This window comes from Chitinophaga varians, assembly GCF_012641275.1.
Lineage (GTDB): Bacteria > Bacteroidota > Bacteroidia > Chitinophagales > Chitinophagaceae > Chitinophaga > Chitinophaga varians_A.
Map to the genome: position 1 here is coordinate 53,807 of NZ_JABAIA010000003.1, position 20,916 is coordinate 74,722.

Annotated in this window: 14 protein-coding genes and 1 tRNA gene; 4 read left to right on the forward strand and 11 right to left on the reverse strand. The window is 51.6% G+C overall.

What is annotated here, in order from left to right; all coding sequences use genetic code 11:
• Window positions 1-31: 31 nt before the first annotated feature.
• The 8 genes from HGH92_RS23875 to HGH92_RS23910 form a co-directional block, all read right to left on the reverse strand.
• Window positions 32-1,849 (reverse strand): RagB/SusD family nutrient uptake outer membrane protein, encoded by a 1,818-nt coding sequence (locus tag HGH92_RS23875; protein WP_168873334.1) that lies wholly within the window; start codon window positions 1,847-1,849, stop codon window positions 32-34.
• Between the two features lie 11 nt (window positions 1,850-1,860).
• A complete protein-coding gene (locus tag HGH92_RS23880) occupies window positions 1,861-5,271 on the reverse strand; it encodes a SusC/RagA family TonB-linked outer membrane protein (RefSeq protein WP_168873335.1) in 3,411 nt (1,136 codons plus the stop codon).
• Window positions 5,272-5,490: 219 nt separating this feature from the next.
• Entirely contained in the window at window positions 5,491-6,459 is a 969-nt protein-coding gene (locus HGH92_RS23885; protein WP_168873336.1) for a FecR domain-containing protein, read from the reverse strand.
• Between the two features lie 257 nt (window positions 6,460-6,716).
• A complete protein-coding gene (locus tag HGH92_RS23890; protein WP_168873337.1) occupies window positions 6,717-7,310 on the reverse strand; it encodes an RNA polymerase sigma-70 factor in 594 nt (197 codons plus the stop codon).
• 86 nt (window positions 7,311-7,396) lie between these two features.
• Window positions 7,397-8,956, reverse strand: coding sequence for an NAD(P)/FAD-dependent oxidoreductase (locus HGH92_RS23895; protein ID WP_168873338.1), 1,560 nt, complete (start codon window positions 8,954-8,956; stop codon window positions 7,397-7,399).
• The gene (locus HGH92_RS23900) at window positions 8,868-10,166 is read right to left on the reverse strand and encodes a radical SAM/SPASM domain-containing protein (protein ID WP_247655044.1); all 1,299 of its coding nucleotides are present in this window, start codon (window positions 10,164-10,166) and stop codon (window positions 8,868-8,870) included. The genes HGH92_RS23895 and HGH92_RS23900 overlap by 89 nt, the downstream gene beginning before the upstream one ends.
• A gap of 75 nt (window positions 10,167-10,241) precedes the next feature.
• Entirely contained in the window at window positions 10,242-12,623 is a 2,382-nt protein-coding gene (locus HGH92_RS23905) for a hypothetical protein (protein WP_211092732.1), read from the reverse strand.
• A 24-nt stretch (window positions 12,624-12,647) separates the two neighbouring features.
• Window positions 12,648-14,138, reverse strand: coding sequence for a ferritin-like domain-containing protein (locus tag HGH92_RS23910; RefSeq protein ID WP_168873340.1), 1,491 nt, complete (start codon window positions 14,136-14,138; stop codon window positions 12,648-12,650).
• Window positions 14,139-14,396: 258 nt separating this feature from the next.
• Between HGH92_RS23910 and HGH92_RS23915 the strand changes: the two genes are divergently transcribed.
• Entirely contained in the window at window positions 14,397-14,777 is a 381-nt protein-coding gene (locus HGH92_RS23915) for a nuclear transport factor 2 family protein (RefSeq protein ID WP_168873341.1), read from the forward strand.
• A gap of 48 nt (window positions 14,778-14,825) precedes the next feature.
• Here HGH92_RS23915 and HGH92_RS23920 read toward each other — a convergent pair whose 3' ends face one another.
• A complete protein-coding gene (locus HGH92_RS23920; RefSeq protein ID WP_168873342.1) occupies window positions 14,826-16,280 on the reverse strand; it encodes an NAD(P)/FAD-dependent oxidoreductase in 1,455 nt (484 codons plus the stop codon).
• Window positions 16,281-16,377: 97 nt separating this feature from the next.
• Complete coding sequence (locus tag HGH92_RS23925) at window positions 16,378-17,091, reverse strand: hypothetical protein (RefSeq protein WP_168873343.1); 714 nt, start codon at window positions 17,089-17,091, stop codon at window positions 16,378-16,380.
• Window positions 17,092-17,163: 72 nt separating this feature from the next.
• Between HGH92_RS23925 and HGH92_RS23930 the strand changes: the two genes are divergently transcribed.
• The 3 genes from HGH92_RS23930 to HGH92_RS23940 all read left to right on the forward strand — a co-directional run bounded on the left by HGH92_RS23930 (window position 17,164) and on the right by HGH92_RS23940 (window position 19,318).
• The gene (locus tag HGH92_RS23930) at window positions 17,164-18,564 is read left to right on the forward strand and encodes a hypothetical protein (RefSeq protein WP_168873344.1); all 1,401 of its coding nucleotides are present in this window, start codon (window positions 17,164-17,166) and stop codon (window positions 18,562-18,564) included.
• Window positions 18,563-18,636 (forward strand) — tRNA-Lys (locus HGH92_RS23935). The genes HGH92_RS23930 and HGH92_RS23935 overlap by 2 nt, the downstream gene beginning before the upstream one ends.
• Window positions 18,637-18,649: 13 nt before the next feature.
• Complete coding sequence (locus HGH92_RS23940) at window positions 18,650-19,318, forward strand: hypothetical protein (RefSeq protein WP_168873345.1); 669 nt, start codon at window positions 18,650-18,652, stop codon at window positions 19,316-19,318.
• Window positions 19,319-19,334: 16 nt separating this feature from the next.
• Here HGH92_RS23940 and HGH92_RS23945 read toward each other — a convergent pair whose 3' ends face one another.
• Complete coding sequence (locus HGH92_RS23945; protein ID WP_168873346.1) at window positions 19,335-20,807, reverse strand: M12 family metallopeptidase; 1,473 nt, start codon at window positions 20,805-20,807, stop codon at window positions 19,335-19,337.
• Window positions 20,808-20,916: the final 109 nt, after the last annotated feature.

The following is a 20,916-nucleotide window of genomic DNA, read 5'->3' on the forward strand; positions in this document are numbered from 1 at the left end:
TTCGTTCCGGGCGGGCTTTTTATTACCACTCTTAATATCCGGGGAACTGCACCAGCTTTTTGTTTCTGTCTATCTCACTCTGCGGCACAGGATAGAAATAAAATTTGTTTTGCCAGGCTGCTCTTGTGAACGATGTCACTCTTTTATGAAACTCCGGATCAGACAAAGAGCTGCCTTTTTCGATATTCATGCCATGGAAGGCGCCGCCCTGGTGCTGATCGGGGTTGTCGGCTACTTTCCATCGGCGCACGTCCCAATAACGGTGCCCTTCAAACATCAGTTCAATGCGGCGTTCGAGCCGTATCTGTGCCCGCATTTCGTCCTGTGAGAGTCCGGGCAACAGGTCTGGAAGACCGCCCCTGTTGCGGATTTTGTTGAGGTATTTAAGAATGTCGGCGTGGCCGGGCGTGTATTCGTTCAGCGCTTCGGCGTAGTTAAGATAAATTTCAGCGAGGCGTATCATCATTGCCGGCCGCGCGAAGTTCCTCCCTGTTCTGAAATCGTTGTTGGGATGGATGTTTTTACGTGCGGTATAGCCGGTGGAGGGCCAGTCGCGGGGAGCGCCGTTTTTGCCGGAATTGCCGGTGAAGAAAAATTCCACTCTTGTCTGGCCTGATTCCGGAACAACAGGGATAGTGGAGCCGTTGAAGGTCACATCTACATAAAACCGTGCTTCACGGTTAGTGTACATATTGTAAGTGCCGTTAACATAGTAAGGCGTAGCGGTGGTGGTAAAACCACTCTCGGAATAGCCGCTGCCGGCGTCGTTGATCGTTTTACCACTGGCCATGCGGAATATATCCACCTGCTCCTGTGTGACCGCGATACCGTTCCAGCCCTGGCCATTGGCGCAGCGGGGAGAGCAGTGGCGCTCCCAGTTGCTGACATGCCCGGAAGAGGTGCGTATCCAGATGGCTTCTTTCTGCCAGCCATCGAAGAAGAGGTTGCGGCAGGAGAGAAAGGCGGCCCGGAATGGATCGGGATCGGAGACGGTAAACAAATCCCAGCGATTGAGGTCTATCACCGCTTTGGCTGCATCGGCGGCCCGTTTCCATCTCTCTTTGTCATAAGCCTGGTTAAACAGCGCGGTGCCGTCCTGGTTGGTAAAAGAGGCGAAATCCTTGTTGCCGTTGAACAGCGGGCTGGCATGATATAACAGTATCTGCGATTTAACCGCCAGCACGATAGGCTGTGTGATACGCCCTGTCTGCGTTACGTCGGGCTGTGTGGGATCTACCGGGTTCACATGTTGCACCGGAAGGTCGGGGAAGGCTTTGTCCATTTCGGAAAGCACGAATCCGATACAGTCGTCCCACGGACTGCGGGGTATCTGGAAATTGTCTTCGGGAAGACTGGCCGTTTCGCCCATCAGCACAACGGGGCCATATTGCCGCATCAGCAGCCAGTAGTAGTAGGCGCGCAGAAAACGGGCCTCTGCTTTGTACTGTTTCAACAGCCTGTTACCGTCGGGCAATGCTTTGATCTCCTGGTTCTGGTCTGCGTTCTGGAGGAAGATGGCCGCCTGCCGGATAGTTTGATAGTAGCTGTTCCAATACGACGGACTGGCATTGTCGGGGGTAATGGCGCCGGAGTTGATGCCGGGCTGCACCCAGGCATAGTCGGCTTCATCGCACTGGCCTGTCCAGGGAACGCCATACGGCTGGTTCCACATGTCGGGCATGGGATTGTACAGCCGCGCAAGCCACTGTTCTGTCATGGTACGGTTGGTGAACACGTCTTTCAGCGTAGTGATATTGTCCGGCACCGTATCGAGGTAACCTTTTTTACAACCTGCCGCACACAGTATCAGCAGGAACAACAGCAGTATGTTTTTGTATGAATGGGTCATGATATTAGGTTTTATTTGAAGCTGGCGCGGATGCCGAAGTTGTACGAAGTGGTGTTGGGATAGGCGGTTCCTCTGCCATCGCCCAATTCAGGGTCCCAGATCTTCCAGGGCGAAATGGTGAAGAGGTTGGTGCCGTTAACATAGGCGCGCAGGTTTTTTAAACCGTATTTCTGCAGCCGGTTCATGCTGAAGGTATATCCCAGCTCGGCGCTCTTCAGGCGGATGTAGTCCGCTCTTTTGAGCCACCAGGTGCTGGCGTAATAGTTGGTGGTGATATCCTGACGGGTTGACATACGTGGATAGAAAGGCTGGCTGTTGGAGTTGTCCGGCGTCCAGCGGTCGGTGGCTACCGTATATAGGTTACCGATAGTGGGGCCTTCATAAAACGGATTGGTGCCATGACCGCCGCTGTACATAAAGTCCACCATGGCCACGCCCTGGAAGAACAGGCTGAGGTCAAAGCCTTTGGCGCCAACACTGAAGTTAAGGCCATATACGATGCGGGGCACCGGGCCATAACCAATGGCCTGCTGATCAAAGCTGTTGATGATGCCATCGCCGTTCAGGTCTGCGTATTTGATGTCGCCGGGGCGCACATCGCCGGCCTGTTTGGGCGATTTAAGGATATCTGCGGAATCAGAGAAAAGTCCCAGTGCCACATAACCGAAACGCTGGTCAATGGTGTGGCCGGTACGGTTGAGCCATGGGTACTGCCACGGTGGAAGGCCGTCATACACGTTTTTGTTGATGTTGAAGTTAAAATTGCCCCGGAACGCTACCCAGTAATTTTTGGAGAATGCCTTGTTGTAGTCTATCGTCACATCAATTCCCTTGTTTTCGGTGATACCGATATTACGATAGGGAATGTTGTCTGACGTATAGCCGGAAGCGTAAGGGATGTCATATTGCCGCAACAGGATACCGGTCCTTCTCTCTTTAAACAGTTCAACGATAACAGACAGTTCGTCTTTAAAGGCTTTTACCTCGATACCCAGGTTTTGCCGTTTGCCGGTTTCCCAGCTTACCTCGGAACCGATCTGGTCTTCCTGCAGGCCACTGAATGAGGTGGTGTTGCCTGGAACGCCAAACGTATAACCGAGGTCGCCACTGCTTTTTATCCTGGTAAGGAAGAGGAAACGGGAGCCTGTGTTGCTGTTGCCTGACAGGCCATAGGTGTAACGCAGTTTGAAATAGGAAATAACATTGCTGAGCGGTTCGAAGAAATGTTCGTTAGATACCACCCAGCCGGCGCCAAACGAAGGGAAGAGCCCATAACGTTTTTTAGGGGTGAAGTTCTCAGAGCCATTATACCCGAAATTCGCTTCTGCAAAATAACGCCTCTTATAGCCATAGGTGGCTCTGCCGCTTAGACCTCTGATACGGAAAGGAATGGAGCTGATGAGATCACCGGCATCTGCATTGATATAATCAGACTGATTATAGAGCAACAATGCCGACACGTCGTGGTCCCCGAATTTACGGGCATAGTTTAGTGCTGATTCGGTATAGAAACGCCGGTCGCCGCCTCTGGACACTTCAAAGCCCAGTACGTTGGAACCCGGGTCCACGATGCGGGTCAGCAGGTTACCGGCGGAATCGCGCCCGGTGGCATAATAGGTCTGCACTTCTCTTTTTCTGTTGAGGTTATTCCAGCTGTAGGAGTCAAATGCAAACATACTGGTGAAGGACAAGCCTTTCAGTACAAAGTCGAGTTGCTGCCGTACCCTGATATTGGAGCGGACGGTGTTGCGATACTCTGTTGCATAGCCGGACTGTGTCAAATTGCGGTATGGGCTGGGGTAGCTGCCGCCGGGTATCTTAGGCCATTGCCCGTTGGAGTATTGCGGCGGGATCAGGTGCGGCGGCACCTGCGTGGCGAGGTTGAACAATGCGCCGGTACCAATGCCGGGATAGTTGCTGTTGATGATAAAACCGTTAACGCCCAGCTCCAGTTTGGTCGTCTTGGTGATATTGGCGTCTACGTTGGTCGTGAAATTATAGCGGTCCAGTTTAATGGAGGAATTATAGGATTGCAGGTTGTCCCGTTTCAACATGCCCACTTCGGAGTAATATCCTGCGGAGATATAATAGGTTGCGAATTCGGAGCCACCGCGTACATTGAGATTGGCCCTTCTGTTCTGGCCGAACTGGTTGAACAGTGTTTTAAACCAGTCCACGTTGGGGTACAGGTCAGGGTCTTCACCGGTGATATGTTTCTGTATGCGCTCTTCTGTGTAGAGGGGCGTCCTGCCACGCATTTGCAGTCCTTCGTTGTAAAGGCGCATGAACGTGGGCGCATCTACGAATTTTGGCAGCTGCGTAAATTTTGTGATGGCCTGATTGAGTTCTATATTAATCTGTGGTTTGCCGGGGCGTCCGGTTTTGGTGTTGACGAGGATAACGCCGTTGGCGCCACGGGTGCCGTATACGGCGGTGGCGGAAGCGTCTTTTAACACCGTAAAACTTTCCACGTCTTCCGGGTCGAGGTCATTGATGCTGCGGTCAGGTACGCCGTCTACGATGATGAGCGGCCCGCGTGGGCTGGAGCCGAAAGTAGAGATGCCACGTATCCAGATATCTGATCCGTCGTAACCCGGTTCACCGCTGCGTTGTACGGCCACGATGCCTGCCAGGCGGCCGCCGAGGGCGTTGGTGAGACTTCTCACCGGCAGCTTCAGCTCCTCCGGTTTGATGGTAGATTGGGCACCCACGAGGCTGATTTTTTTCTGTGCGCCAAAACCCACTACCACCACTTCGTTGAGCCCTCCTTCTTTGGCCAGCATTTCGATATTAATGTCTAACCTGTTGCGGACGCTGATCTGTTGGGTCTGATAGCCGATGTAGGAAAATTCAAGGGTATCGGTCGGCTCTGCGTCCAGCTCATAAAAACCTCTGTCATTGGTCGTGGTGCCGACGGGCGTTTTGATGATTTTCACGGTCACGCCTACCAGAGGCGCGCCGAGTTTATCTTTCACGGTGCCGGATACACGGACCTTAGCTGGTGGTTTGGGTGCGGGAGCCGGACGAGGCTCAACCGGCGTGATGATGTATTGTGAGGGACCGGTCATGTTAAGCGTGAGGCCGTATGACTGCAATATTTTCTGTAGTGAGGCGATGGCTGCAGAAGCGCCGCTGTTCAGCAGTTTGTCGGGCACAAAAATATTCCGTGCATATTTTTCATTCATGGCTATGCGCAGCTGGTATTTTGTATACACTTTTTCCAGGGCATTGCTCAGGGAGAGTACCTGGCTGGCGGGACTGGTGTCTGTGTTGCCGGGTTTCCGGTATTGGTGTTGTGGTAACGGTGGCGTCTGTACGCCGGCTACTGCGTCCTGTGCCTGCGTGGAAGATGTTGAAATGCCCAGCAATAGACATAGGCCGGCCATTCCCTTCAGGCAAAGCCGTAGAGGTCCAAATTTCATAACGGGTAAAATTTTGGTTAAAGACTACATAAAGCGATATGTGAATGACAAGGAGTTACCTGCCGCAGGATCGCGCGGCCTGCGGAGAAATTCCTTTCCATTAGAAAAACAAAGTCACTGTTCCCGCAGGGTCACCTGCGGCGATTGGGAATTCGGATAGTTTTTTTCTGGTTAAAAAATGATGTTGCTAAATCTGTTTGTTGTTTAAAACGTGATGACTCATTTTGGTTGAATAATAATCCGGTTACCATCTTTGCTGACATCGGCTTCCAGCATGCCTGAGAGCGATTTGCACAGGCTCTGTGCATCTGTTATCAGCATGCGGCCGCTGATGCTGGTGTTGCGGAATTTGTGCGGTTGCAGTACATTGACTTCATACCCATAGTTGAGCTGCAGTAATTCCTTCAGCTCTTCCACGGTGGTGTTTTCAAATTTGTAATCCCCATCTTTCCAGGCGGCGAACAGCTGTGCGTTGACGCTGTCCATCTGCAGGGCGTTGTTGACTACCGTTGCTCTCTGTCCCGGCCGGACCAGCATCTCCTGCTCATGCGTGCTGGCTTTTACCATGCCGGTATTTACTATTACGTTGGTGTTGTGTTGATCATTGTTCACTGTAAATGAGGTACCTAATACCGTAACGTCTATACCGGACGTATGTATTTTGAAAGGCGTTGCTGTATTTTTTACTACTTCAAAATAACCGCTGCCATCCAGCCACAGTTCCCGCAGTCCGTCTTTCACCTTACGATAACGGAGAAGGCTGCCCGGTTTTATCCAGATGCGCGTGCTGTCGGGCAACAGCAGTTGCTGTACCGTTGACTGCTGCGATACCAGGGTGATGAACGGCGCCTGTTTCGGGGACCGTGTCAACACATAGGCGGCAATACCGCCGGCTGCCACCAGCACCAATACGGCTGCTGCATACTTCAGCCGGTGGAGGCGTCGTACCGGCACAGGTGCCTGCAGCTGATCAGCTATCTGCTGCCAGCGATGGTCAGTCTCATCCCTGGTCACAGCTGATACCCGCTGCTGGTCCAATATGTCCTTGACCTGGAAATACAGCTCACGGTTGCCGGGTGCTGCATCCAGCCAGGCGGCCACCTCAGCGGTTTCTGCAGGACTGGCCTGGCCATCGATAAACTTTATTAATATCGTATAATCCAACCTGTTAGTATTATTAGGTGCCATTTCATATTATTTAGACGAGAAAGGAATAGGAACTACGTACAGATTTTGGAAATTTTTTTTCTTAGCCCAGGGCTTCAGCCCTGGGTGACGATTAGTTCTGGTTTTAGGATACTGGTTCCATAACTTTTGGTATTAATCTCCTCTGCAGCATAAAAGATTTAACACCGCCAGTTATGGACAAGCTCTATGAAACAGTCTGAAAACAAATCGTAGCCCAGGGCTTCAGCCCTGGGACGGGAATATAATATATATCCATTTTAAAAAAGAGCAATCGCAAAGAGGAAAATGCTGGTTTTGCGTATGAGGGCACGCAGTTGTTTAATGGCTTTATACAGTTGTGTCTCCACGGTACGGGTGGAGATGCCCATTGTTGCTGATATTTCGCCTGTTTTAAGGCCCTGTTCATAGCGTAGCCTGACCACCTCGCGGCATTTGGGCGGCAGTGCTTCTATGGCCTGCCAGACGCTGGCAGCCAGGTTATCTTGTTGAAGCAGGCTTTGCCGCGGCCCGTCCGGATTGAAATAGTCCAGCTCTGCTTCACTCAGCCCCGGAATTGTGGCATTGATATAACGTTGATGGATAGCTTCCCGCCTGATATGATCGAGGCAACCGTTATGTACGCTGCGGAAAAGATATGCCTTGATGCTGGAATTGATATGTAGGGAAGGGCCTTTTTTGTGCAGTTGAATGAATACGTCCTGGATAATATCTTCTGCTGTTTCGCGGGTCACGTATTTACAGGCATACGACAGCAACAGGGCATAACACGCTTTAAAAAGAGGCTCAAGCGCTGCTGCATCCTGCGGTACCGAAGTACCGGTCTGACGTATCTCATCTACAGGATCACCCATAGCTCATTAAAGGTATTTTGAACAATTATCCACGATCAAGATAATGACAATAATAATAAAATACAAACGTGTTGAGCGGGTGATATTTAATGTTCGCAAAGCAGTTGTTTATCCCATAACTGCAGTATCATGGGAATGGCCATGTCAGGAGGAACGAGCTGTTTCCACCGGAGTATCAGCTGCCCGAACGTTTCGCTTTCCTGCGCGATCTGTATTAAAGGGAGGATGTCGTGGTTGCCAAGGAATGCCACTTCCTGGCCGAGGTTGGGGTGATAGAGGGCGGTTTTCTGTTCCACGCAATCGTTGATCACGCAGAGGGTTTGCCGGTAGGAAATAGCGGGGGAGAGAGACAGTTTTTTATGCCACAGTTGTTGCAGTGTGTCCTGTATGTTAATTTTTTTAGGGGGAGATGATGCCGGTGGATGATAGGCGGTGAGAGACTGCTCTACCTTCGCGGTAAAGGGAGATACAGAGTGGCCGCCCACGGGAGGCGCTGTCCTTTTTTTCCAGAAGGGGTGGGTGTTTGCCGGCCATGCTTCTGCGTAATACCGGCTGGTCCACTGCATATGGTTTACAACGGAAGCGGCTAAACGGCTTTCGAAAAATTCCTGTGCTATGGCCGGTGTGTTTTTCCGGAAGATGGTATGAATGGCAATGACCGCCTGTAAAGAGATACGCATCGCCTTTTCCACCCCGGAGGAGGAAAGCGGATCGATGGCGAAGGCGGCTTCTCCCAGTTGTATACGGTTGTGGTGCCATGGCCTGTGGTGAACATAGCTGAATAGATGGCAGCTTTGCAGAGATGATAATGGTCCTTTTTCCGCAGCATGCCGGAACAGTTGCGTAGTGGAAAGCAAATGAAGATAATGGGAAAGAATTGATTGTTGCCTGACAAATGGTGGGTCGGTGAAAGCGAGTATTCTGTATTGACCGTCATATAAAGGAGCACCCCACAGCCAACCGTCGGGGACAGCTTCCACACAGGTGGACCGGGGCATGTCATCAGCCCGGACGTAAGCCCATATCCCTACCATCGGCGGCGCGGTCTGCCAGCGTTGTTGTTGCTGAATGCCTTTTCTGCCGCGTGCGTCCAGAAGAAACACGGCGGAAAGTGTTTGCAGCCCTTCCGGTCCACGGACGCTCACCTGCCAGGTATCGCCATGACGGACGCTCTGCTCATATTTCACTGGCTGATACAATACCAGTCCTCTGGCAACGGCGAGGTCCAGCAATCCCTTGTCCAGCCGGCCGCGGTCTGTCATTACGCTGTGGCCGCGGGGTAGCAGATCTGCATGTTGCTGCTGCCAGATCACGTGTGCGGGCAGCTGATGCAGACAATGGGCTTTCTGCAACAACGGCGTGGCGTCAAGGTAGTCAAATATGTTCCGGATGCCGGGCGACAGGGATTCGCCTATTTGCGGCCGCGGAAACTGTTCGCGTTCCACCATGGCCACACGATAGCCCAGCGATAACAGGCGCAGCGCGGCACAGGTCCCGGCGGGGCCAGCGCCAACTATCAGGATATCGTAAGTGTCCATGGTGATAAAAGGTAAACTGTTACTGGTACCATTGTGGCGCCAGGCGGTTGATTCTTTCGTGTGCCTGTATGGTGTAGTGCAACCATCCGCGGATATAGTCACAGGCATGCCTGCCTTTTTCCAGCACTTCGTGATGACAGCCGCCGCCACAAAGGTATTGCGCCCAGCAGCTGTTACAGGGCGACTGCTGATGCACATGCCTGGAGGCCAGCCAGTTGTTCTGCTGGTCAGCATTTACGCCATCGTAAATATTGCCCATGCTGCCGGCTTCTTCGTTCACAAAACGATGACAGGCATACAGTCCGCCATCGGCAGATACGCCCATGTACCCGGCGCCGGCGCCGCAGGGATAGGGGCGGTGCGTGCCTTTGGCAATTTCTTTCAGTGCGTTCACCATATTGAGGAAGGGAAAGCGCTTGCCCTGGATGATATGTTGTTCGAACAACAATCCGCAGGCGATCATCTCTTCCAGCATCCTTTCCAGGTCTTGCCTGGTCATTTCATCTTTGCCGTTGGAAGAGCGTAATAACGGGGAGAAGCCTACGCTGTGAAACCCCATATCGATGAATGCCTGTAACATGTCTGTCAGCTGATGCTGTGCCGGTGTGACGGTCACCCTGGCAGATACCTGCATCTTTCGCTGTTGCCGGAGCAGGGGCTCTATCTTTTCTATGATACGTTCGTAAGAACCGGCGCCGTTTTTCATGGGCCTTTGCCGGTCATGTACGGCACCGATGCCGTCCAGACTAACGGTGACGGCAAAACGATGTTCTTCAAAGAAATCGGCGTCGTCAGGTTTCAGCAGCGTGCCGTTGGTGGTCAATGAAAAGTTGACCTGTATGCCTTTTTCCGCTGCGGCTGCCAGTGCGTAAAGTGTGGTTTCCCGCAGGGCTTTCCGGTTGATCAGCGGCTCACCGCCCAGAAAGGTGACCTGTACTTTGTCGCCGGGCACACAGCCTTGCAGCAACAGATCGATCGATTGTCTGGCGGTGGCCATGTCCATATTTTTCGCGGGCCCGCCAAAGTCGCCCTGATCGGCGTAGCAGTAGGTGCAGCCCATGTTGCATTTCTGCGCGATAGCCAAAGAGAGCGCATATACGCCCGGGCTCTTTAACGGAGTATCGTCTATGAACGGGGAGGTGTCAATACCCATGGACACCAGCTCCTGTTGAATAGCGGCTTCGTTCCGTTGGGAGATCAGATGCCTGAAGCGTTGCTCCGCAAACGGCCCTATCTTATGCAGCCTGCTGCCGTTGGTCACCAACAACTGCGTCCTGCCTCCGCCAGGCACCAGGTGGACCTGAGAAGAGCCAGGCATGGAATGCCTGGCTGCTTGTGAGGCTAATTGTGTAGCGATTGTATGTAGGGAAGAATGATCTAACATGAGATGGTACTATGAGTTTTCAATAGTGGAGGCGCCGCCGCTGGCGAGTATGTCCTTTTCCTTAACGATGAAATTGAGTTCACCGTCCCAGTTTTCAAACAGCTCGCTGGAGGGATCGATGGTGGTAGCGCCGCTGCTGGTGAGTGCATCATTTCCTTTTACGATGAAATTAAGCTCACCTTCCCAGTTCTGGAAGAGATCATTGTAAGATACCAGCCGGGTGTCCACACGGTTGTCGGGCACGTATTCGCCTGTACGATTTTTGGATAACCACATATCGCCTTTACTGAGGCCGTTCTCGCCGGGTTCCACATTTACATAGTCGGGGCGTGTGGCGGCCCAGTAGTAGCAGGCACATTCGCGGTAGTCGTTCTGCCAGGGCGAACAAAGGCTGCGGGTAAGGTAACCGTCAGCTACCAGGTGCGTATCCAGTTCACCGCCTGTAAGGTCTTTGCTGGCAAAGAAATTCGCCATCTTCGTACTATACACCGGGTATTGATTGGTCTTCAGGTCTGCTGCTGTTACCAGTACAGGAAAGGTGGCTTTGTCTTTGGTAAACTGCAGCTGTACAGTGTCTCCCGGTTTAATATGCATGGAGGCGATGAGGTTGGACCATTCCATGAATACTGCGCCGTTGGGGTTTTGGCTGGTGACCAGCGGCACGTTGTCGCCATTGGGAAATACAGGGCCTTCTGCTGCTACCATGGTCGGATTTTGATTGATGCCGATGAGCCTGTGCCCGGAAACATCCACATTGCCGGGCTGCACCTTCCCGCTGATGACGTAGTTGTCATTTTCACTCATGACCAGGCCGGTGAAAACATTCACCCAGATGTTCCTGAAATCTGATTCCAGTCCCGGAAAACAGTTGGATATGGCTGCTCTTGGAATAACGCTGTACGGATTGCCCGGGGAACGGTAATTCACCTGCGCGATATAATCATCTTTTTGAATAACGCCATTGGATGGTGTCGGCGGATCGGTAGTGTTGTCGTTGAACAGGGCATTTGCGGCTGCGGCTATAACGGTGTTGATCATACGCCAGGTGAGTGTCAGTGCGCGGCCGTCTGCACCGCGCATCAGACCTGGCATTTTACGCCTTTCCGTATTGGACACGTCGCCTATTTTATCAGGCCGGCGCAGCGCATCGGCAAACCAGGAGGTCATACCGGTGCTCAGTCCGTTGAATACTCTTTCGTGCAGGGTACGCAGTGCCAGGTTGTCTACCAGCGAGTCGGCCATTATGGGTTCGTATAGCCGTCCGAGATCGTTGGTGTCCTGGCGGACCATAGTGCTGGCCACGTTCCATCTGCCGTTGATAGGATTGCCGTTCATGACGCTGGTATTCATGAGCACGATGGATTCCAGCGCGCGGCGCACAATTTCTTCTGCTTCATCAATAGGAACGGGGTCTGTCCTGTCGGGGCCAAGGTATACCTGTTCCAGTTCATCGGCGATGGTGCGTACCGGCATGATGTCCGGGGCAAATGCCGGAGGGCCTGCGCATATGGTGGTGCGGGCTACGAGCGGATTGGTGCCGTTGATATTCAGTTCCACATAACCATCACACTCATCGTCGATGTAACCCCAGCTGTACTGGTTGCCTTTGTCGTCTGAATAGCCGGCAAAGATCTGTGCGGGCATGGTGTAGTTCGGATTAAAATCCGGTCCTTCCACATATTTGGCCCATGGTTTACTGGGGTCGTAAATCACCTGGGTGTTAGGATCAGTGATATTAAGGTCTTTGGTAGCGGGTTGACCATAAGTTTTGACGCTGTCTACAGAACAGCCATACACTTTTCCCGGGCCGGGCGTATACCGCAGTCTTATTTGAGGAAAATCCGTGGTAGGCTGGATAAATTGGACAGAACCAAGTGGCAGTGATTTGCCGGATATGAAGTTGGTACAATAGCCAATGACCGGTTTGGGCGTGTAATCGCCTCCCTTTATAGTGACAGATGCATGTATTGCGTCGTTAGGGTCGTTTGTTCTGCGTTCGAGTTTGAGATTGCTGAGTTTTACGGTCCAGGTAAAATCATTGATTTTGATATTGGCAGCGTCGAGTATTTTTTGTGTCAGTGGCACCAGCTTGTCCGGGGCATCTGAGGTGATGGCAAAGACGTCCAGGAAAGGCGCTACCGGCCGTATTCTTCCCTGTTTGTCTTTGATGGAGGTTACGTTGTCTTTGAAGATGACCGCCTGTGGAGCAGCTCCTGCGGTGATTTTGCCGGTGTTGGGGTCCACGTAGTACTCTGGTTGCGGCACCATTTCACGGAACCCTAACGGTTTGTCAGCAGGTATTTGTAAGTCATACGGCGTCTGTGGTACAGACGAAGACCCCAGCCGGGCAATGGCAAAGGGAGGTAATATTCTGATTGCGATGATAGCCATGTGGAAGAATTGACAGGTGAGAGATTAAGCGTTTACAGCGAGCATGTCCCCGATGATCTGATTCAGTTTGGCATCCGCTTCTTTCAGCGCGTGCAGGTAACGTTGATGGCCAATATTGGTGTTTGCCAGCATCTGGTCGATCAGTGTGCCGGAAGCCTGTATCAGATCGGCATGGGTCCTCCAGCGGTTAAGTTCACCGGTAGGCAGCTCCAGTGTGTATGGAATGAGGAAGGGCGGCCCGGCCAGTTTATCGCCTTTACCGGTGTTGAGCGGTAGTTTCACCATCTCGGAGGCAATAGCGCGCAGGTTATACATCTCACCGAAGGTGGAATTAATGATCAACCCTCTCGGCGTAATGGCGCCGGCCACATTCAGGCCGTCGTCCAGTACAAAGCTATGGGTGAGGAAATTCAACAGCATACGATAGCGCAGGTTGAACAAATGTCCCCACTGCAGGGCGGTAGGGTTGGTGATGGGGTCTCTGGGATCACTGTTGTCAGTCTGGCCTTCGGAAGGGGAGGCGTTAGGGTCTTCCACATCTTCCTGGATGTACGGATTGGTGGCCAGTTTCCGTGAAAAGGGAATACCGGTCATGCTCCGCATCTCTGTATAGATATTCAGGAAACGGGTAAAGTGGGATGGCTCATCGGTGGCCCCGGTGTTGTCTTCTCCCTGTTCGGCAATAGCGTTAAGGGCGTTGTTGGCATCGTCCCGGCTGGCAAGGGGCATTACCAGTACGTCCGGGCTGCCGGCAGGGCTTCCGCCCTTTACATTGCCTCTGGCGCCGCCCTGGTAACCACGGCCCCATTCATCGAATTTTGCCTGGTAGGGATAGGTATTGGCCTGGAATACTTCATCCCCGATAACATTAGGGTCCTTTATCAGTTGCAGCAATACGGAAAATAATGCGCCTACTGTATTCGGATTGGTGACGTCTGCTTTCACTGTCCGGACAATCTCCTGCGCAATCGGGTCGGTGCTTGTCAGGAAAGACTCCGGCGCTTCTGCATATACGTACTTGGCCAGCGATGAGAGGGTGAGCGGTTCCAGTTTAAAAGGAAAAGGGTAAAAAGGCGTGTCCCACGGATAATCCTGCCGCTCAAAGTGCAGCGGCGCGCCTATCAGTTTCAGTACGTTCTGTACAGACACAAAATGTCCCATTTCTTCTTTCGCAATGCCTAAAATCGTTTCCTGCCACCTGGCCACTGTGGCCTGGTTCGCCTCCGGCACCTGCGGCCCGCCAAGGCTGTAGGCAGCATACAGGTACTGGATCATCAGTCCGTGTTCAATCTCGGCGTCAATGTGTAACAGGAATGTAACATAATCTTTGCCGTTAAATTCCGGAGGAATAACAATTTGTGTGGCTTCAATGGCTGCTTCGGGTTCTTGCAGGAAAGTTTGGATTCCTTCTTTTCCGCCGATGATATTCTCCTGCCGGGGAGGTATAAATCTGCGGCCCAGTGCATGGGCACGTGAAAATACAGGACCCAGAAAACGCGTGTAGTTCGGTTGCATGAGGGTTTTGGATTATGGTTATTGTTAAAAGACTGGAATATTCTCGAAGGAAATGGTCACTATGAGGTTATCGGTACTGTCAGATAAAATAAGATCATTTTTGTCAAATAGAAAAAATTATTTTACCTGGAATATACCGGGAATTTCCCCGGACCTGTCCAGATCAACCCGTAACAAAGTCTGTTTAACCCCGGTAGAAAATAGCAGGTGGAAAGTAGTTTTGTCAGAGAAAACATCACACAAAAAAATAGTAACACTATGACACAGATAGCAGAAAAAGTAATGACAACACAGGAGGTGGTAACACGTTTCGTGGAACTGGCACAACAGGAAAAATGGTTTGATATACAGGATGAGTTGTTTGCGGACGATGTGCGGAGCATCGAACCGGCTGGTTCTCCCTATATGGAAGACGCTTTTGGTAAAACAGCGGTGCGTAAAAAAGCGGATGATTTCGTGAGCCGGATTGAGGCAGTACACCGGGTATATACCAGCGCGCCAATTGTAACGGGCAATCACATTGCGGTGGCCAGGGAAACGGACATCACGGTAAGACCGCATGGCAGAATTCAAATGAACGAGATCATGCTCTACGAAGTGAAAGACGGGAAGATCATTCTCGAACAGTTTTTTTATTAATAGTTAATCCCAAAGATCTCCCACAGGGAGATCTTTGGGATATGGGAATTATTGCCTGCTCAATACTTCCCGGGGAATAAAAAGTTCCTCTTCAAACGCAGGGATGTCCGGACAGCGGTCATGGTGCCACTGCCGGGGATCTGATACTTCACCGGATTGTATCAGCTGGTCCAGCGGGCCGGCCAGCCCTGCTTCCCGGAGCATGTCCAGCATCGGCCGGTTGATCAGTTCCTGCGGCGATAAGAAAGAAGTCCGGACCAGCCACACCAATCCAAATAAAGCCGGTTGACGGAAGCTGACGGAAAACCGCAACACCTGTTCCATGAAAACATGCGCAAACTGCAGTCCTTTCTGTGCTTCCGTATAGTGGTGCTTTACCTGTGGATGACCGGTATCGGCCACCGCATTTATCCACCACGCAGGGGCCACAATTTTTGCGGCGGCCTGCATAAAATCTTTACCAAAGGAAGGGGATAGTATACCGGTATGTTGTAACTTTTTTTGCAGCAGCGCTGCCTGCATCACAGCGATGGTCATGCCGGTGCCATGAATAGGATCAAACGTACAGAAAGCGTCGCCTATGGCCATTAATCCGTCCGGCCACGAAGCCATCTTTTCATAATGCCGGAACGTCACGTCTTTTATCCGGTAGCCACGTGGTGCTTCCAGCGGTGTTACTTGTTGCAGCAGTTCCTTTAATACCGCATTGTCAAGCAATGCCAGTGCTGCTTCAAAACCTGCGGTGTCTGTAGGCGGGTACAGGCCGCCGATATTGCCCAGGATGATTTCGAGGATATTGTTCTCCATGATGCTTACCACACAGGTAGGCACGCCGGGCTGTTCCTGGTTTTCGATATGCAGCAGGTTCCAGGGAAGGGTGAGGGCAGGAGGGAGGGCATAGTGACGGGTGCTGTACCCCAGGTTGGTGGTCAGTAATTCCGGTTCGGGAATCGTATAGCCGGGACGGTTAAGCCATTCGCTTAAACGGGAATGGAAGCCGGTGGCCACTACCACCATATCGGCATTGATGTCGGCGGTAGTGTTGCCGCTGGTGATGGTCACACCGCATACTTTGTTTTGTTCGCTGTCGATGACAAGATCAGTGACAGTCGTTTCTGTCAGCAACCGGACGCCCTTGTTTTTCAGCACCCGTTGCCGGATATGCCATTCGAGGAAAGGCCGGCTGCACGCCGCGTCATTGCCGGGATCGGGCATGATCAGTTCCCCGAAGGGGTAATAAAAACGGATGTCTTTGCCCAGGCTCGAAGCGGCGCCGTTTTCCAGCAATTCATTGTTCAGGCCCGGGAAAAGCTGTTCCAGGATCATGCGCCCTCTCGGCGTGAGATGATGCGGATGGTATGCCTGCGGCGTACCGGGCCGTGTTTCAGGCGTGGTAGGCAACTCGTCCCTTTCAATAATCAATATCTCCGGGCAGAAATCCGACAGCACATGTGCTGCAGCAAGTCCGGCTATACCCCCTCCGATGATGATTACTTTTTTCATATGGTCATGTGTTTTTGACCAAAGCTCATCTTTCCGGATGCCCTGCTGTGGCGCTGGCGGGATTATTTTTTATACCTGCCGGATTATTTTTGAAAGGTTATTTTATGCGCTGTTGCTGTACGGCCATCATCATGCGGGCAAAATGAGGGTTCATTTCCGTGATACGCCCACTGTTGAGGGAAATGCCCATAGAACCGGCAGGGGGCACTGCTCCGCCAAGCCCTGGTCCTGATACGGAAAAATACAACGCTGCTTTTCCTTCTTCTCCCCTGATGTTTCTCCAGGCGCCGGTAGCGCCACCCTTGTTGAGTTTCAGCTCTTCACCGGCAGGCAGCGCAAAGCGTAGCACACCGTTGGCCGGAATATCTTTCTGTGTGGCATTCACTTTTACAGACATCTCTTTTCCTTTGTTGCCAAAAAGATATACCACGTTTTTTTCTTCGCGGCCGGCATTGCGCTGCAGGGCTTCCTCAGAGGCCAGATACAGATCAAGGACCAGCTCCGGTTTAGTGGAATCGCTGTCGGTAAATGACCGGAAGATAAACACGTTGGAGCCTAATCTGGCAGACCGGTTGCCGGCATGGCTCCAGATTTCACACAGGGAGCTGCCGCCCATGGCAGAACCTTTGGAAGACAGCGTGGCCACATATTCCAGTCCGGCGGTATCTGCCGGATTGTTCCAGTAAACGAAGTCGCGGTGTTTTCCTTTGCGTTCAAAGGTGTCTGATTTACGGAGGATATCAATGTTCTGACCATAGGCCCGGGCGCCAAGAATGACCAGGCAACAGCACAATAGGTAAGGGAGCTTCATATGCGGGATTTTCTTAAAAATAAATAAAAACGACAGAACTTAGTAGCTTTGAGAAATTCTGTAGTGAAAGCAATGACCCAATCTAACCTGGAAACATTATACGAAAGCCTGCGTCTGCGAAAACGCCCGGAAGACATTGCGGTGCTGATCAAAGAAGTATTGCAGGGCGACCTGAGCGCAAAGGAAATGCAGCTGTTGAATAAAGCCGCGTCCGGGGCGCTGCGTAACCAGGTATGGCAATACACCTCCATGCTGGAGGCGTTCGCGGACGTGTCAGGAGCACAGGTACAGGTGAGCAGGGCCATGCAACTGTTTAAAACAGATGGCGCCAATGATATGTCTGCCTATGACGACCCGCTGGTGGTAGAGGCCTTTTTAGCGAAAGTGAGCGCGGTAATACATAAAAACCCGGGATACAGTGATTATAAAACAGACCGTTTGAACCGGGAAGAACGGATGGCTGCCGGCCTGGACATTTCCCGCCGCCGCTACAATAAGTTGTTCCGCTGTTTACGGCATCTCGATAAGAAGCTGCATACCATGCTCCGCGGGCATAGGAAAAGTTTGTTCCAGCGTATCGGTAAACATGGCTTCGCGGAAGACATCACCCGGGAAGATTTTATGAAAGATGTGAACAGCGCTTGTTTTATAGCCTACTATACCGCACGTTGCAACCTGCGTAGTGAATTCACAGTAAGCGGGCAGCAACGGGCGTTTGATGAAATTGCTGATATGTTGTTGCAACGATGTCTATATGAGCCGGTGGATGCCAGCTGGTGGGATATTATGCCGGCGAAACGTCAGCCCCGGCAGCAGGATACGGCCAACTGGCCGGCTATTGCCATGGTATATCCGGACCAGCAGGTGCTGCGTAAATTGTCACCGGAGCAACAGGGTTTTTTACTCGGTAAATGGACCACACTGTTGCAGCAGGTGGCCACATTCCTGGAAGAGCTGTGGCAAACGAACGTTTTTGACCGTCAGTCGATGGTGGTGCGGTCAGGCAACGATTCCACCACCTGGAACAATACCGCCAATGCCTGGAACAAGGCACGTGACGGCTGGATGAGCCTCATCTATGCCCTGGGCATGGAATTTATACTGGAGGAGATGTGCTTCGGAAAAGTGATGCGGCTGATAGCTGGCGATGTGGCTGAATGGCACCACATGGAAGGGCACAAAGGCGACCCTAACCTGTCGGTATGGAACCAGCTGCCGTTGCCCTGGGAAGTATTTTCCGGTAAAACTACGTGTAACCGCGAGCGTGTGGCTGCTGCCTGTAAGGCAGCAGGGCTGGACCCTGAACGTTCCGGCTGGATTGCCCCAAGGGTACATCACCCCGTACCTTTTCTGCCAACACCGGAATTGGTGCATGGTGTTACGGTGTCAAATCCCTATCTTGCGACCATATTAAAGCAACACAAATATTTTTCAGGGAAAGACGCTTCGCCGCTGTCTCCCGAAAAAAACTAACGGAGTAGTTCAGTTGGTAGAGCTTCCGGCACTTAATCCGGATAGACGCAGGTTCGAGCCCTGCCTCCGTTTCTATCATCCCGCCATGAAATACCTGTTGCCATTCGTAGTATTATTCCTACTGGCCGCCTGCCAGGAAGCGAAGAACGATGAGCCACTTCCTCCGCATTCCAAATTGGTGCAGATACCGTTGATTGACAGCCTGGGCATTATCACCATCGCTGTTCCCGAGCGGTATGATACCTGTTATTCCTGGACCTATACAAGTGACTGTGGCCGGAACTGCAATAGTCAGTGTTACCGGTATCAGTCCAAAGCACTGCGTATAGTACATGAATTCGATGCATGGGGGCCCCAGTTGCGCGGAGACACCATTGATAAATTTACCATCAAACATCCGTTGGTAATGCGCCGGTATGGAACAGAAGATACCTCCAAAAACATACATGTAGCTTATCTCAAAAATGTAAAAAAGGAGGCCCAAATGATGGGGACTAGCAATAAACTGTTGTTTGACACCATACAAAAAATCGATGGCCGATATTATGCCATTACGGTTTTTGATTATTCAGATTCCCTGCAACGTAAGGAGGTTACCGCAGCTACCATCATCAACGAAAATTCTTTAGAGTTTACATATGAACTGCTGTCGGCAAAGAAAGACTCCTTCACTGATTACTTTATCCCCGAAGCATTATCACTCCTGAAAACTATCCGTATTCAGGAAGAACGGACAAAGAAGCCGTCCCGGTAAGGGACGGCTTACGATATTATAAAGCAACTAATTGCCGCGTGAACCAGCTATAGTCATCAGTGTTATGGCCCAGGAAATACTGTTGATACCCGCTTACAAAGGGATACTGTACCTGGTAACCTTTGTCCCATCTTCCGGCTTGTACCAGCGGACCCATAGTGCCGTCTGCATTTAGCTGGCGGATGAACCAGGTTTTTGATGTCATACTTTGCCCATAAAAGTATTGTACACCGCCCAGATTGTAGGGAAATTGTACTTCATATGCATCCTGCCAGTAGCCCGCTGAAATTTCTTTTCCCATTTTGCCGCCTGGCAGCAGTTCCTGGATGAACCATCTCTTTTTAATTTTGTTTTGGCCGCAAAGAAATACACGGTCGCCCATCGTGTAGGTGAACTGGCGATGATAGGGGTTTTGCCAGGTGCCATGGTCTGTTTCACTGCCCATTTTACCATCCGGCAGCAACTCTTGGATGAACCAGTAGTATGTTTCAAGGTTCTGGCCGAAAAAAAATACACGGCCGCCAATTGTAAACGGGACCTGGACTGCGTAAGCGTTATGCCAGGAGCCGGTGGCGGTAGTTGGTCCTACAAGCCCGCCGGCCAGCAGTTCCTGGATGAACCAGTTCTTTTTTTCGAGATTTTGACCATAATAGAACGTCCTGCCACCAACAGTAAACGGAAACTGTACTTCGTAAGGATCGTACCAGGTACCATGCTGAGTGGTGGCGCCTGGGGTTCCGTCGGGCGATAGTATCTGTATATACCAGCTTTTCGCGGATGGATTGTGCTCGAAGGCATAGGTCTGGCCATCGATGATGAAAGAAAATTGCACCGCATAAGGGTTTTTCCATTTTCCGCTGGCTATTTGCGGGCCCATAGGCACTCGTTGCTGTTGGTATAACGAAAGGATGCCACCGGGGTTTTTATCATTGGCCGACAAGGCGGTGTAGCCCTGGTTGTCGCCAGCGCCCAGTTTGAGACTGTTGTCCTGTTTCCATCGCATGGTCCATACCTGCTGGTTGTCCGGGTATCCGCCCCAGCCGGTTGCCGGAGCGGGATAATGCATGACCGACAGCGGGTCATAGTCTGTGAGGTTGTTGCTGTACAGGTCTTTGGTGAACTGCACATTACCCTGCCCGCCATCAATGTTTTGCCATTGCATGTCGATGTGGTCATCACGGTCACTTCTGGAATGTTCATGGGCCAGGCCAATGACATGCCCCAGTTCATGCAGCGCCAGGTCGGACTGGCTGATGCCAACGATTTGTTTGCCACCCTGCATGCCTATGCCGCTTTCATTATCGGCGCTTTCTTTTTGGATGTACAGGTAATTAGGCTCGTCTGACCAGGGGAGGAAAGTGACGCCGGCGGCGTTTTCCCATTGGGCCATGGCCGCTAAGACTTCCTGCTGGTAGGGATAGCCGCTTTCAAAAGTGAAAGGAATGGTGCGGTAAGTCCACAACGATACATTGGTGGGAGTAACTGACATGTGGTTTTTTTTAGGAGTGAAACAATAGGGTGTCCGGTGTTGTATTTTTCTAATGTAATAAAGTTAGGATAACTAAGTATGTATATGAATGGGAAAATCCCCGGGTGGA

Bases quoted from the DNA above. Each gene is read 5' to 3' on its own strand.
- HGH92_RS23915 (WP_168873341.1), top strand. From the start codon at position 14,397: ATGACACAGATAGCAGAAAAAGTAATGACAACACAGGAGGTGGTAACA.
- HGH92_RS23880 (WP_168873335.1), bottom strand. From the start codon at position 5,271: ATGAAATTTGGACCTCTACGGCTTTGCCTGAAGGGAATGGCCGGCCTA.
- HGH92_RS23905 (WP_211092732.1), bottom strand. From the start codon at position 12,623: ATGGCTATCATCGCAATCAGAATATTACCTCCCTTTGCCATTGCCCGG.
- HGH92_RS23895 (WP_168873338.1), bottom strand. From the start codon at position 8,956: ATGCCTGTGACTATATCCGCGGATGGTTGCACTACACCATACAGGCAC.
- HGH92_RS23900 (WP_247655044.1), bottom strand. From the start codon at position 10,166: ATGCCTGGCTCTTCTCAGGTCCACCTGGTGCCTGGCGGAGGCAGGACG.
- HGH92_RS23890 (WP_168873337.1), bottom strand. From the start codon at position 7,310: ATGGGTGATCCTGTAGATGAGATACGTCAGACCGGTACTTCGGTACCG.
- HGH92_RS23910 (WP_168873340.1), bottom strand. From the start codon at position 14,138: ATGCAACCGAACTACACGCGTTTTCTGGGTCCTGTATTTTCACGTGCC.
- HGH92_RS23920 (WP_168873342.1), bottom strand. From the start codon at position 16,280: ATGAAAAAAGTAATCATCATCGGAGGGGGTATAGCCGGACTTGCTGCA.
- HGH92_RS23885 (WP_168873336.1), bottom strand. From the start codon at position 6,459: ATGGCACCTAATAATACTAACAGGTTGGATTATACGATATTAATAAAG.
- HGH92_RS23930 (WP_168873344.1), top strand. From the start codon at position 17,164: ATGACCCAATCTAACCTGGAAACATTATACGAAAGCCTGCGTCTGCGA.
- HGH92_RS23925 (WP_168873343.1), bottom strand. From the start codon at position 17,091: ATGAAGCTCCCTTACCTATTGTGCTGTTGCCTGGTCATTCTTGGCGCC.
- HGH92_RS23940 (WP_168873345.1), top strand. From the start codon at position 18,650: ATGAAATACCTGTTGCCATTCGTAGTATTATTCCTACTGGCCGCCTGC.
- HGH92_RS23875 (WP_168873334.1), bottom strand. From the start codon at position 1,849: ATGACCCATTCATACAAAAACATACTGCTGTTGTTCCTGCTGATACTG.
- HGH92_RS23945 (WP_168873346.1), bottom strand. From the start codon at position 20,807: ATGTCAGTTACTCCCACCAATGTATCGTTGTGGACTTACCGCACCATT.